This is a genomic window from Thiocapsa imhoffii (genome assembly GCF_016583985.1).
GTDB lineage: Bacteria > Pseudomonadota > Gammaproteobacteria > Chromatiales > Chromatiaceae > Thiocapsa > Thiocapsa imhoffii.
Genome location: NZ_NRSD01000012.1, coordinates 126,340 through 140,075 on the forward strand (window position 1 = coordinate 126,340; position 13,736 = coordinate 140,075).

Consider the following 13,736-nt stretch of genomic DNA (forward strand, 5'->3'; position numbering starts at 1 on the left):
GGAGAGTCCCGATGGACGATTTCGAGAGCCTAAGTCACTCCAAATGGGAGTGCAAATATCATGTTGTTTTCATCCCGAAGTATCGCCGCCGCGTGCTCTACGGCCAACTGCGGGCGCACCTCGGGGAAGTCTTTCACCGGTTGGCCCGGCAAAAGGAAAGCCGGATCGAAGAGGGGCATCTGATGTCGGATCATGTTCACATGCTCATTTCGATTCCGCCGAAGTATGCCGTGAGCCAGGTGATCGGCTTCATCAAGGGCAAAAGCGCGATCCATCTGGCGCGCGTCTACGGCGAGCGCCAGCGCAACTTTGCGGGGCAGCACTTTTGGGCCCGTGGATACTTTGTCTCGACTGTCGGTCGGGATGAAGCGACGATCCGAGAATACATCCAGCACCAGGAGCGCGAAGACCAGCACCTGGATCAGCTCAGACTGTGGCGCTGATCTGCCGCCTTTAGGCGGCCCAAGAACCGTGGGGCCGCGTGAGCGACCCCTTGCCGCTTTGAGCGGCTCACGAATTCAAAGCCCCCGGCTTTGCCGGGGGATTGTTACTCGGCTCTATTCGCCAGACGAGAAATTGGCGTGCGGTACGAACAACTTTTTGTTTCATCGCCTCTAAATCGGCTCTATTCGCCAGACTGGTAATACCACCCAATCCAAACTAATAATCAACGTTTCATCGCCTCTAAATCGGCTCTATTCGCCAGACGTGACTCGTCTGCATAACGAACTAAGCCGAAACGTTTCATCGCCTCTAAATCGGCTCTATTCGCCAGACAAGGCGAGAAAGCTGAGGAGGTATTACGAGCGGTGTTTCATCGCCTCTAAATCGGCTCTATTCGCCAGACGGTTCCGGGGCCATCCAGAGATACCAACCCGGGAAGTTTCATCGCCTCTAAATCGGCTCTATTCGCCAGACCTGGAACAAAACACTTTTGCAAAGGATTGAAGGGTTTCATCGCCTCTAAATCGGCTCTATTCGCCAGACGGGGCACAATCACAGCAATAATCGCCATCTCAATGTTTCATCGCCTCTAAATCGGCTCTATTCGCCAGACTTGAGGATTACTCAGAAAGTGTAACGTCAAGAGGTTTCATCGCCTCTAAATCGGCTCTATTCGCCAGACTTTAAACAAATGACGTCCATATTTTTCGGCAAAAAGTTTCATCGCCTCTAAATCGGCTCTATTCGCCAGACTGTTCGAGAGCTAGGAGCGAATTTTTCGCGGCAGTTTCATCGCCTCTAAATCGGCTCTATTCGCCAGACATTATGGCTATGGTAATTCCAACATCAAAGAACTGGTTTCATCGCCTCTAAATCGGCTCTATTCGCCAGACAGGAGGATATTATGGCTATGGTAATTCCAAGCGCGTTTCATCGCCTCTAAATCGGCTCTATTCGCCAGACAACAAAAAGGAGGGGAGTCCCATGATCGGGACAGTTTCATCGCCTCTAAATCGGCTCTATTCGCCAGACATTAGGCGGTGAAGTTATAAGACTTCGAAATATGGTTTCATCGCCTCTAAATCGGCTCTATTCGCCAGACGGATGCGAATGCCGATATTTTGCTGCAGCCTTCAGTTTCATCGCCTCTAAATCGGCTCTATTCGCCAGACGCGCAGTAAACGGGGAGCAGATCATGTTTGAGTGTTTCATCGCCTCTAAATCGGCTCTATTCGCCAGACGTTACTCTTTTTCCATTCTCATCCAATTGGACTGGTTTCATCGCCTCTAAATCGGCTCTATTCGCCAGACATCATCGATTTTGCACAGATCTGCTATCAGCGCGTTTCATCGCCTCTAAATCGGCTCTATTCGCCAGACAAGTATGTGAGATGGTTGGGAGCCTTCGGTACAGTTTCATCGCCTCTAAATCGGCTCTATTCGCCAGACAGTCGTTGTAAAAAAGTCTGCGTCGCCGAAAGTGTTTCATCGCCTCTAAATCGGCTCTATTCGCCAGACCCATAGGCGACAAATTTCTGCCGCTATGAACCGTGTTTCATCGCCTCTAAATCGGCTCTATTCGCCAGACATTATCCTAAAAGAATCCTTAGTCGGCGCGCCTGGTTTCATCGCCTCTAAATCGGCTCTATTCGCCAGACTCATTTCCAGAGAGAGTTCGAAAAAGTGAAGAAGGGTTTCATCGCCTCTAAATCGGCTCTATTCGCCAGACGTTACAAATATTCGGTCGATGGGCGGACTTAATAGTTTCATCGCCTCTAAATCGGCTCTATTCGCCAGACTGGCACTAGCCCCGGGCGCAACACCGCATGCGTGTTTCATCGCCTCTAAATCGGCTCTATTCGCCAGACGCGGCTCGCGAGGCTAAGGCGGCATGTGCCGCCGCGTTTCATCGCCTCTAAATCGGCTCTATTCGCCAGACTTGTTCACATTGTAGACAGTGCTAATGAGCAGTTTCATCGCCTCTAAATCGGCTCTATTCGCCAGACGCCCCACCCTCGCCCGAGGGAAAAAAAAGTAAGGTTTCATCGCCTCTAAATCGGCTCTATTCGCCAGACCCCCCGCCCGAGGGAAAAAAGTAAGTATCGGGCAGTTTCATCGCCTCTAAATCGGCTCTATTCGCCAGACCTTGAACATCATGTCATTTGACAAGCATGATGGAGTTTCATCGCCTCTAAATCGGCTCTATTCGCCAGACTGGGAGGGGATTATGAACGCGGCAATTTCGAACCGTTTCATCGCCTCTAAATCGGCTCTATTCGCCAGACTGGCACCCGTCGTTGTGGCGGCAACGTCCAATGGTTTCATCGCCTCTAAATCGGCTCTATTCGCCAGACACCATCCCCCTATGGGGATGGTGGTTGTGGATCGTTTCATCGCCTCTAAATCGGCTCTATTCGCCAGACTGGGTGCAGAAAACCTTGTGGCTGGTGATCGATAGTTTCATCGCCTCTAAATCGGCTCTATTCGCCAGACATGGAAAAACATAAGTACAAGACCATTTACATCGGTTTCATCGCCTCTAAATCGGCTCTATTCGCCAGACCCCCATATTTTAAAGCGATGGACAAGATCTATTGTTTCATCGCCTCTAAATCGGCTCTATTCGCCAGACCGAAGTGATCATCGATTTTGCACAGATCTGCTGTTTCATCGCCTCTAAATCGGCTCTATTCGCCAGACACGGAATTTCTGTTAGGGGGTGGGGACCAGACTAGTTTCATCGCCTCTAAATCGGCTCTATTCGCCAGACCGATTCGCAAAAGCGCTTTAACCTCCCGCCGACGGTTTCATCGCCTCTAAATCGGCTCTATTCGCCAGACTCGTATTTCAAGACCGGCAGGGGATTCCCCTGTCGTTTCATCGCCTCTAAATCGGCTCTATTCGCCAGACCCCACCCCAAGATTATTTTCGGTAAGGGGTGGTAAGTTTCATCGCCTCTAAATCGGCTCTATTCGCCAGACTGGGCGGCATTGAAAACCGTACTACATTTCATGGTTTCATCGCCTCTAAATCGGCTCTATTCGCCAGACATGACGTCGATCTTCTTCAGTAAAACGGATACTGTTTCATCGCCTCTAAATCGGCTCTATTCGCCAGACTTTTTATAGGGGATTGGTATTCCCCTTCTTGGTTTCATCGCCTCTAAATCGGCTCTATTCGCCAGACTATCCGCTTTGTCGAAGTAATGCCAAAAGGACTGTTTCATCGCCTCTAAATCGGCTCTATTCGCCAGACCGCCGTTTTCGATTTTGACTGACAAGCTGCTGCTGTTTCATCGCCTCTAAATCGGCTCTATTCGCCAGACCATTGCCGCGTGGGATGTGTTTGAAATCGTCGCGTTTCATCGCCTCTAAATCGGCTCTATTCGCCAGACCATTCCGGTAGAAGTACTCGTTGGCGTGGTCTATGTTTCATCGCCTCTAAATCGGCTCTATTCGCCAGACAAAAGACAAGTCAATGGCAGAGACTGTTTGCCACCGTTTCATCGCCTCTAAATCGGCTCTATTCGCCAGACCGCCATCTCAATTGTCCCAACGATCATGATCATGTTTCATCGCCTCTAAATCGGCTCTATTCGCCAGACTAGCGCGCCTGACGTATATCGCACCCAACACCGTTTCATCGCCTCTAAATCGGCTCTATTCGCCAGACGCAAAGCTGCTGGCAGCCGCCAACAGCTAACCCGTTTCATCGCCTCTAAATCGGCTCTATTCGCCAGACTTAGACGGCCACCCGTTAGTTTTAAAAGAGTTGAGTTTCATCGCCTCTAAATCGGCTCTATTCGCCAGACCAGCCCGAGTACGCGTTGTTTACTAAGGTGGGCAGGTTTCATCGCCTCTAAATCGGCTCTATTCGCCAGACCTCTTACGAGGAAAGGGCTGTCCAGTCCTGGTGTGTTTCATCGCCTCTAAATCGGCTCTATTCGCCAGACTCTCAGAAGCCGTTGGCTTACTGAGTGCGCGCAAGGTTTCATCGCCTCTAAATCGGCTCTATTCGCCAGACACTTTCCTTACGTCGATCTCAAGATCGACGAAGAGTTTCATCGCCTCTAAATCGGCTCTATTCGCCAGACGAGATGGACGCGAATGCCAGTGCGGGTGAGCACTGGTTTCATCGCCTCTAAATCGGCTCTATTCGCCAGACCTTAAACCCTTTCTTCAGTTGATTACCTTTCTTTGTTTCATCGCCTCTAAATCGGCTCTATTCGCCAGACGCCTATACGATGACTGTCGGTTATGCCTCAAAGGTTTCATCGCCTCTAAATCGGCTCTATTCGCCAGACGTTTTGCCGCCGGATGGAAAAACACGGTTATAAGTTTCATCGCCTCTAAATCGGCTCTATTCGCCAGACCATCCAGGAGAAGACTATGAATATAGTCTCTGAGGTTTCATCGCCTCTAAATCGGCTCTATTCGCCAGACGATGGGCACTAATCATCTGGTGGGCGACAAAACGTTTCATCGCCTCTAAATCGGCTCTATTCGCCAGACATCCGGTTTACCGAAAATATGCCAGAAGGAATTGTTTCATCGCCTCTAAATCGGCTCTATTCGCCAGACTCCGATAGGCTGAAGTACCGGGGCAAATGTCCCGTTTCATCGCCTCTAAATCGGCTCTATTCGCCAGACACTAAGCCGGCGCGCACCAGCGCTTGGGCCAGCGTTTCATCGCCTCTAAATCGGCTCTATTCGCCAGACAGTTGTGCGCCGCTGTTGGGATCGACCCCTTTCGTTTCATCGCCTCTAAATCGGCTCTATTCGCCAGACTTTACCTACCGGAGTTCCTGCGCGCGATATTGCCGTTTCATCGCCTCTAAATCGGCTCTATTCGCCAGACTTCCCTCTGGAGGGAGTATGAACGCAGTTTTGAGGTTTCATCGCCTCTAAATCGGCTCTATTCGCCAGACTTTAAGCCGATGACGTCCATCTTTTTCGGTAAAGTTTCATCGCCTCTAAATCGGCTCTATTCGCCAGACAGATGGGGGCGCTACTAGAAGCGCCTGCAGGGCGTTTCATCGCCTCTAAATCGGCTCTATTCGCCAGACACGATTGTCCCTTCTGATTTTCTCATTAACCCGGTTTCATCGCCTCTAAATCGGCTCTATTCGCCAGACTCCATCACTATTGCTCCCGCAACGGGGCTGGTGAGTTTCATCGCCTCTAAATCGGCTCTATTCGCCAGACGAATCCGACGGAGCATTCATCACGGAAGATGGTCGTTTCATCGCCTCTAAATCGGCTCTATTCGCCAGACGAGCAATATTAACAAGGAAAACCTCCGCCGGAGTTTCATCGCCTCTAAATCGGCTCTATTCGCCAGACAAACCGAAGAGCTCGTTGCTCACAGAGCGCGAAAGTTTCATCGCCTCTAAATCGGCTCTATTCGCCAGACAACCACAAGGAGAAAGACATGACCGCACCTCGCACGTTTCATCGCCTCTAAATCGGCTCTATTCGCCAGACATCATCGCCGTGTTCGCACGGCGATCCTATGACCGTTTCATCGCCTCTAAATCGGCTCTATTCGCCAGACCCATCTGTGGATAATTTGCCCTGTGCAGGCTTCTGAGCGGACACGGGTTGGGTGATTGTTTCTGGCAGACATAGGAGTCTATCGCATCTGACGACATATCGATTATGTCACAAGACTATGTTTTGTCAAGTAAATGCATGCCAAGCAACATTTTATCTTAAGCCTGATTTTTTCATCAGGCTAGATTCTGACATCGACTGATTCATACCATAGCTAGATGCTCAACTACAGGGTTATCCCTATCTATTTACTCGATTCCGGCTAAGATTTCAAAACCTGCCAACTTGCTGCGTTGACTGTTTATACCAGCGAAAACCGGGTAGCCGATATCATGGCTTATCTTTTTGATAAGGTTTGTACTTTTGATGTCTTGAATCTGGCTTGGCAGTCGATCCGTAAAAACAAAGGTCAGTGGACTCCGAAACTGTCAATCCAAGAAGTAGAAACTGAACTAGACTGGCATTTCGAAAGCATTATCCGTGAACTTCAGTCCGGACATTATCGTCCCTATTCCCTAAATTGTTTCGATGTGCCTAAGTCGTGTGGCGGCAGACGTCTTGTCTGTGCTCCCTATGCCCGCGATAAATTGATTCAGCGCGCTGTTATATTAGTTCTCGAGCCGATCGCCGAGCAATTCTTTCACCCGGCGAGTTTTGGCTACCGTCCTCTCTGTACGATCGATATGGCACTCTCACGAGTCAGAGAATGGGTCCGTCAAGGCTATATTTGGCTTGGAGACACCGACATTACTGCCTGCTTTGACTCGATTCCGCAAGATCCTGTTTTGAATTTGGTGGATCTGCTCAGCGATGACTCACGACTAACCAATCTTTTTGCCTTATGGTTTGAAACTTTGCCGCTACGCCATCGATACCGTGGCGATCGTATCGGCTTACCTCAAGGTCTGGTCGTATCTCCATTACTATGTAACCTCTATCTGCATGATCTCGATATGGATCTCGAAGAAGCAGGAATCCCATTTGTTCGGTATGCGGACAATTTTATGGTCATGGCTGGCGATGAAGAGGGTGCTTATACTGCTCTCGAATTTGCTGCCAACAGCGTTGCACGGTTGGGTTTAGAACTTAACGGCGAAAAAACATGTGTTCTCAAAAGCCGCTCAAGCTATCGTTTTCTCGGTAAGCGATTACCTACCGCGCGCGCGAGGATTCTTTTATGAGAGCACTTCCACATGCAACTTGCTTCAGCCGTTCAGCTTTTGAACGAGCTATGTTCGTATTTAGCTACGACATCAGTTCTCCAAGGCTAGCTCGCCAGGTGCGCCGCCTCCTTTATCCACTTCGCTTTGACGGGCAGTTGTCTGTGCATGAGGTGATTCTGACACCACCCGAAGCCGGAGCAATCAGCCGCGAACTTATGGAATGGGTTGATGAGGAGACTGATAGCTTAGTTGTTTTCCGTCTATCTCGTCGTGGAGATGGCCCCGTCTATACCTTGTCCTCGGCTCGACCAGCTTCTCTCTTTGCACATCGTATGTCAGTACTGCCGCCAAACCTCCATGATGGCTGCTACATTCTGGCTTATGATGTGCGTGAGGTTCGAAGATTGCGACGACTACATCAGATGATGCGCCGCAAGACTGTTTTTCTACAACGTTCTCTTTATTTGTTTCAGGGGCTAGGCGTCGAGTTGATAGAACTCCTGAATGAAGTATGCGATCTACTGGAGCAAGGTGTCGATGACTTGAGGGCTTATGCTTTATCCAGTCCAGATGATTTATGGTTTCTTTGTGGCGCCATGCCGCCGTTGGCTGAGTTCGTTAAATAGAGGTTATGCACCATGCAAAAGGCCACCATGATCGCTGACCAGGCTGGTGCCTGCTTGTCATTCAAACAGGGCGTCATCATCCTTGAACAACCGGGCGGAGCCTGCCATCGTGTTGGTATTGACTCGATCAAACAGATTCTGGTCACAGCGGATTTGTACCTTTCGAGCCGCTTGATCGATTCCTGTCTAGCTGCCGGTGTCAGCCTTGTGATCTTGCCAGGGCGTCCACGTGAACCGGCACGTCATCTTTTTCCTCAGGCACAGGGTGCGCTTTGGGTGCGTCTAGCACAATATTCCGCTTACCTGGACGAAGCACAGCGCCTCGCTGTGGCGCAGTCATTCGTGGTCAGCAAGATTAAGGCCCAGGCAGAGTGTTTAAGACAACATGGCGTGCATCTGCCGCTCGAAGATGTGCTTGCCAGCGTCCAGAAAACCACGGAAATCGGCCGACTACTTGGAGTGGAGGGTGCCTCAACCGCGCGCTATTTCAACCAATGGGCCAATTTGCACGATCCAGCCTGGGGCTTTCAGGGCCGCTCGCGCCGACCGCCGCGTGACCCCGTCAATTCGTTGATGTCGCTAGGCTATACCCTCGTCTGTCATGCCGTAGGCCGAATCGCTACACGTGATGGCTTCGAGGCCGCACTGGGCTTTCTACATGCGCCGGCGTCGGGGCGGCCGAGTCTGGCGCTTGATCTCATCGAACCCCTGCGCCCCTGGGTGGATGAATGGGTGTTGACGATGATGAGGGCTGATGATGGCTTTCGTCTTGAGGATTTCAAGACCGATCCGGAGAACGGTTGCCGTCTCACCAAGGAAGCGAGCGGGCGCTTTTTTCAACGCTGGTATACCGGCGCTGAACCCTGGCTGGAACATGTGGCACGGGAGCATTTGGATGCCTTGCGTACAATGCTGGGTCTGAAACTGGACAAACGCGTTCGGGCTCTATTCGAGTCGTAGGAGAGAGGAAATTTCGCAGCACTGGCCGTTAGAAAATAGGCTCACGCTGTCCGTTATCTTTATGAATGGAAGAGTCATCTTCGCGTTCTGAATCGAATTCGAGTGTGTCGATTTCATCTTGCAAATCTTGATCGACATCTTCTGGAAGCAACACTTGGTAGCGGCGCAGTGCTGCGAGGTCGGCGTTCTGAATCTCGGTCTGTCCATACCATTCACAAGCGGACTGAAGTGCGTCGCGCAATTGCTTCTCCCAGCTCGGATGAAGCAAGTCGATAAGGCGGAAGGGATGCCGGTTTGCGAGATCGAGAATCGAGGGTCGAAATTCCTCACGTCCTTCACAGCCAACAATGCACTGTGGAGTCGGGGTTAAGGCCAGCAGTCTGGTGAGTGCCTCGCGCACACGGGAGCGCATCTTGAACTGAGGTTGAAGGATGAGCATGCCACCGTAGGTGCTAGGGTCTAGCTCCAGATCAGGACTCAAGGGTTGCTCGTCGACCACCCAGTCGGCTCCGAGCGCATCTTCGACGGCCTGGCGTGCGCTGGCATTCAAGCCAACATCGTCTCCGACCAGTAGCAGCCGTGCCGGTGGTACACCTGGCGTTAGCGTTCCGGGATCGGTCCACGTATGGATGGCACCACGCACGGCACTCAGTAACCGTTCGATGCTCTCGGCCCCAGTGTCTGGATCCTGATCAAGTTTGTGAATATAGGCGTGGCAATGGGCATTAGCGGCCTGGAACCAGTGATCGACGGTGCCGGCACCGCTGAACAAGATCACGCGTGTCTGGTTGTGCAGTGCCATCAGTCCCTTGAGCACTTGCACACCGTCACCGTCTTCATCGACCACCTGATGGCTCATGTCGATGTCGAGGATGAAGACCTGGTAATAACGGTGATAACAAGCCACGACGGCTTCGCCCAGGGTTTCGATGACATCGACACAGAATCCACTCGCCCGCAAGCGTTCCACGGCATGGCTGACGATATCGCTGTTGGGTTCATCGTCCATGAACAGGATGCTTGGGGTAGGTTCGGACATGATCGGGATCTCCCTAGAAATACAGTAAGAACTCGGCACCGCCTAATGGTTGGGGGTCGGCGAGCGTCAGTTGTCCATCGAACAGCGCCATGATGGCGCGGGCGTTAGCCAGTCCCAGACCGGTGGTCTGCTTGACGGCCTTGCTGCTGACATACGGCTCGAATAGCCGCTCCCGAAGCCGGGGGTCGATGCCGCCAGCGTTGTCGCGCACCTGAATGATCTGTCGCATGGGATCGAAATCGATCTCCAGACGGCGCTCGATGGGGTCAATTCCCTGTCGCTCGAAGGCTTCGATCGCGTTCCGGATGAGAATATCGAGGACGATCTGGAAATAATCGGGATCGGTTTCCAGGCGCGCTTCGTCATCGGCGCCACTGATCTGGATTGCTAGGTCATTATAGCCGTGCACTAGTCGTTCGATCGTTCGGCGCAGTGGGATAAAGGTGAATTGAGCCTGTTGACGCTGAACGAAACGATGGACGCCGTGGATGCGCTGCACGCCGCGCCGCATCCGTTCGACCAACTCGCCAGCCTGCTCTGGAAGGGCTGATGATTCCAGTCGATCGAGATTGCTCAATAGATCGGCAATCGCGGTATTAGCGTCGTGATTGAAGCGACGAATCTGTTCCATGACGGTGCGGCGATCGCGGATGTCCTTGATGCGTTGGCGTGCGAACGGATCTTCCGGATGGGTCGCCAGTGCCTGTTCGAGCCAGGCCAGCGCCTGATCTTCCGCCGTGTTGGTGCCGGTGAAATAGGTCAGGTCCGCGAGCATGTCCATGACCTGGGCGCGTGCCTGACGATAGGCGTCGGCGGGGCGTTCGGCGCTCAGGCGCAGATAGATCCCGGCCAGGGTCTGGGTGCGTTCGAGATGGCCGGGGCGCAGCACGTCGAGCCGCTCGGCCTGGATGGCTTCGAGCAGGCGCCGCAGAGCGAGATCCGGCCAGATGGCCATGAAACCCAGGGTGCGCGCTTCGATGTTTTCGGCTGAGGACGCGCCGGCGCGCAGCAGGAGGTGCAGGGTGTGGCCGAACAGGGTGATCGGAAAGGACTCGATCTGCCACCAGCCTTCGTCGGGCTGCTCAAGGCGGGCGCGATCCAGGATCCGCAGATAGTCGTCGATGGCCTGAAAGAAGCGCGTCCAGGCGGGGTGCGCGTCCATATCCGCCAGGGTTTGGGTATCCAGCACGCCGAAGGCGCTTTCGGCGATGGTGTAGTGGATGTTGGCCAGGTGTTGCGGCCCCAGACGCGCGGCCAGGGCCGGTTCGCGCGCAATCTCGTCGAGAAAGGCGAGCGCCAGAGTAAGCGCGCGCCCATAGTCGCGTTCGCGAAAGGGGATCAGTACCTCGTTCCAGCCCGGCACGATCCGATGCAACGGAAGCGCGCTCATGGTTATTTGTCCCGAATGTATTTGGCCGCGTCGGTCACGCGCTCGACGGCGAGGCTCGGGTTCCAGTTGCCGGCACCGCGTATCCAGTGGATGCGCCAGTCGGCGGCATTCGGGTGTTGCAGCAGGCACTGCACGCCGGCCTCGTCGGCGCCGCCGACCAGGATCAGATGGCGGGTGTTGGCCAGATGCGGATCGAGCGCATGGTTGAGCACACCGATGGGATCCTGAGTGCCGTCGAGCGGGATGACTTCCAGGCCGTATTGATTCTGGAGCATCACAAAGAATGGATTGTCCGAGACTGATCCCTGGCGATGGGTCTGAAAGAACAGGCGCGGCTTGAGGTTGTAATTGAGCGCCAAATCCTCATACAGCTTGCGATAATTGAACATCTGGTTTTTAGCGGTCAGGCGCTCACCCCAAATCAACAGCATCGCTTCGGGAAGCTGGGAATTTTCACGATAAGTCCAGAATGTCTTGTTTATAGCCTCCTGCGTGTCGCGGGGCAACAGAAACTGCTCGGCTTCGAACGTATTCTGGAAGCGTTGTCTAGGATCAGGTTGCAGACACATCGCCAGAAAGCGTGGCCAGGGTTCAGGCAGACCCAGCGCATTGATGAGCGTTTGCACGTCGCTCGGACAGGGATTCTGCGGCGTGAAATGCCGGACGTAATCCTGATCGAGCAGCAGTTGCATCGCCAGCTTGCCTGCGGCATAGATGTCGGTGGCCGGCGTGAGCCGGCCGTTCGAATCGAAGCATTCGGGAGCGGCGAATACCCGGCTAGGCAACAGACCGGCTCGATTGGGATTGAAGCCGTTGAAGTCGCCCATGAACATCAGGGTCTGAATGCCTTTGAAATAGGGCAGTTGGGTGACGGGATTGATCGTGACCTGGGTTCGGGCCACCGCCTGCATGACGACTTTTCGGTTATGGAGCAGTCGCATGGTTTTGAGCGTCGGTACGATGAGTTGACGCAGATTGGCGACATTGATTCGACCATCACGATCAGTACGCAACGGCAACAGCTTCTTGCCCGACGTCTGCGCAAGCACCAGACCGATCTCCGTGCTCCTGAGTTCTGCCTCCATGGGATCATGCTGATTGTCGAATGTGATCAGATCAATCGGCTCGGGGAGAAAGTTGTAACCGCCTTCACCGAGTATTCGGGCGACGCGCATTAAGTCGTCGCGCAAGTGCTGAATGGCGAAATCGCGATCCCGTGTCGGCAGCTCGCTGTAATCGAGCGTCAGCAATTGGATGTCGCGCTCCATGCCGGGGGCTTGGTCGCGAACGGCCCAGCGTTTCAGGTTCGGTAACTGTTCGAGCGGCCCGACGACCTGCCAGCGTCGTTCGCTCCGATGATCCTGAATGACGGTGCCGGCTTGAAAATGCATGCGTAGTTCTCCTCAGGGCGTCACTTTCGATGGCAGTGGATACGCCTGCGCAATCGCCTGCTTCATGCTCGCGAAGCGTTGATGGCGATCGGCGCGCGTGGCCTGTTCGATCCAGGCGCGCCAGGGTGGCGGAAACCGGCTCAGGATCGCGGGATCGCAGACCGAATAGCCTTGAGCATCGGCCCTGGGGGCGACACTGCCGAGTAGGTGATAGACCGTCATGCCCAGCGAGAAGACATCGGCGCGCGCGTCGAGCCGGTCGACCGTCGTGCCGTCAAGAAACTCTGGCGGCTGATAACCCGGCGTGCCGGTGCGCGCAAACGGGGTCTGTGTCTGCCCGTCCACACGGAATGCAAAGCCGCCGAAGTCGATCAGCACCGGCTGTTTTTCACGGGTGAAGATAATGTTGTCCGGCTTGAGATCCTGATAGATGAAGCTGATGCGCCGCCCTTGACGCTCTTCCTCGTCATGGAAAGCATCAAGCATGCGCCCGACCTGCAGAATGACCTGCTTGGTGTTGCCCAGACGATTGCGGGTAAAGAACTCCTGGTCCAACACCTTGCTTATCGGTGTCCCTGTGACGAAGCTGAGGATCAGATAGGGTTCCGAGCGCCATTGATCGTCCAGGTTGTAATCGTGCCGCTCGCCCTGGTCGTCGGTATGCGGGCCATAGAGATCCAAGCCCAGATCCTGCACCACATCGAGCAGGATCGGGATGCCGCCGATGCCGCGCCGGTAGCCGGCCAGCAGCATCTTGCGTTCGTGATCGAAGCGCTGGCGCTGCGCCTCGACCTCCTTGAGTACGGCCCGATTGTTGGGTACACGCAAAGGACGACGGTTATAGCGGATGGCCTTGATCAGCACCGGCTTGTCGAACAGACGCCGGTCCCGCCCCTCGTAGATGACTCCGAAGCCTCCGACAGACAGCACTTTGGTGACTTCATAGCGTCCATCCGGGCCGAGTCGCGCCGGAATGCGATAGACGGCTCCGCCCTGAGTCACCTCGACCACGTTACGATCGAGATCCGGGTCACGATAAGACTTCAGGCTCGGTGGCGCTTGCATGGGCTGGTTACTCGCTGGACGCTTTGAAGCGGTTACGCTCGGGCTGGAGCGGGAGGTCGCGGCCGGGCGAGGTGGGGGCGCGGGCGGGACATTGGATCGTCGCGGA

General features: G+C 53.9%; 8 protein-coding genes and 1 CRISPR repeat array. Of the genes, 4 read left to right on the plus strand and 4 right to left on the minus strand.

Going from position 1 to position 13,736, the window contains the following annotated elements; genetic code table 11:
- The first annotated feature begins 11 nt into the window (after positions 1-11).
- The 4 genes from tnpA (at position 12) to cas1 (ending at position 8,745) form a co-directional block, all read left to right on the plus strand.
- The gene (gene tnpA, locus CKO25_RS12595) at positions 12-443 is read left to right on the plus strand and encodes an IS200/IS605 family transposase (protein ID WP_200388277.1); all 432 of its coding nucleotides are present in this window, start codon (positions 12-14) and stop codon (positions 441-443) included.
- Positions 444-602: 159 nt separating this feature from the next.
- Positions 603-5,997: direct repeats of the CRISPR family, unit length 36 nt; unit sequence GTTTCATCGCCTCTAAATCGGCTCTATTCGCCAGAC.
- A 331-nt stretch (positions 5,998-6,328) separates the two neighbouring features.
- On the plus strand, positions 6,329-7,177 hold the full coding sequence (locus tag CKO25_RS12600; protein WP_200388278.1) for a reverse transcriptase domain-containing protein: 849 nt from the start codon (positions 6,329-6,331) through the stop codon (positions 7,175-7,177).
- A complete protein-coding gene (locus CKO25_RS12605) occupies positions 7,174-7,785 on the plus strand; it encodes a CRISPR-associated endonuclease Cas2 (RefSeq protein WP_200388279.1) in 612 nt (203 codons plus the stop codon). The genes CKO25_RS12600 and CKO25_RS12605 overlap by 4 nt, the downstream gene beginning before the upstream one ends.
- 12 nt (positions 7,786-7,797) lie before the next feature.
- Complete coding sequence (gene cas1 / locus CKO25_RS12610; protein ID WP_200388280.1) at positions 7,798-8,745, plus strand: CRISPR-associated endonuclease Cas1; 948 nt, start codon at positions 7,798-7,800, stop codon at positions 8,743-8,745.
- Between the two features lie 28 nt (positions 8,746-8,773).
- Here the strand turns inward: cas1 and CKO25_RS12615 are convergent, their stop codons facing one another.
- The 4 genes from CKO25_RS12615 to CKO25_RS12630 form a co-directional block, all read right to left on the minus strand.
- A complete protein-coding gene (locus CKO25_RS12615) occupies positions 8,774-9,784 on the minus strand; it encodes a response regulator (RefSeq protein WP_200388281.1) in 1,011 nt (336 codons plus the stop codon).
- A gap of 13 nt (positions 9,785-9,797) precedes the next feature.
- Positions 9,798-11,174, minus strand: coding sequence for a sensor histidine kinase (locus CKO25_RS12620; RefSeq protein WP_200388282.1), 1,377 nt, complete (start codon positions 11,172-11,174; stop codon positions 9,798-9,800).
- Positions 11,175-11,176: 2 nt separating this feature from the next.
- A complete protein-coding gene (locus CKO25_RS12625; protein ID WP_200388283.1) occupies positions 11,177-12,442 on the minus strand; it encodes a protein kinase family protein in 1,266 nt (421 codons plus the stop codon).
- A 135-nt stretch (positions 12,443-12,577) separates the two neighbouring features.
- Positions 12,578-13,630 (minus strand): serine/threonine protein kinase, encoded by a 1,053-nt coding sequence (locus CKO25_RS12630; protein ID WP_200388284.1) that lies wholly within the window; start codon positions 13,628-13,630, stop codon positions 12,578-12,580.
- Positions 13,631-13,736 lie beyond the last annotated feature (106 nt).

Excerpts from the sequence above, each read along its gene's own strand:
- tnpA (WP_200388277.1), top strand. The coding sequence starts at position 12 with ATGGACGATTTCGAGAGCCTAAGTCACTCCAAATGGGAGTGCAAATAT.
- CKO25_RS12600 (WP_200388278.1), top strand. The coding sequence starts at position 6,329 with ATGGCTTATCTTTTTGATAAGGTTTGTACTTTTGATGTCTTGAATCTG.
- CKO25_RS12605 (WP_200388279.1), top strand. The coding sequence starts at position 7,174 with ATGAGAGCACTTCCACATGCAACTTGCTTCAGCCGTTCAGCTTTTGAA.
- cas1 (WP_200388280.1), top strand. The coding sequence starts at position 7,798 with ATGCAAAAGGCCACCATGATCGCTGACCAGGCTGGTGCCTGCTTGTCA.
- CKO25_RS12615 (WP_200388281.1), bottom strand. The coding sequence starts at position 9,784 with ATGTCCGAACCTACCCCAAGCATCCTGTTCATGGACGATGAACCCAAC.
- CKO25_RS12620 (WP_200388282.1), bottom strand. The coding sequence starts at position 11,174 with ATGAGCGCGCTTCCGTTGCATCGGATCGTGCCGGGCTGGAACGAGGTA.
- CKO25_RS12625 (WP_200388283.1), bottom strand. The coding sequence starts at position 12,442 with ATGGAGCGCGACATCCAATTGCTGACGCTCGATTACAGCGAGCTGCCG.
- CKO25_RS12630 (WP_200388284.1), bottom strand. The coding sequence starts at position 13,630 with ATGCAAGCGCCACCGAGCCTGAAGTCTTATCGTGACCCGGATCTCGAT.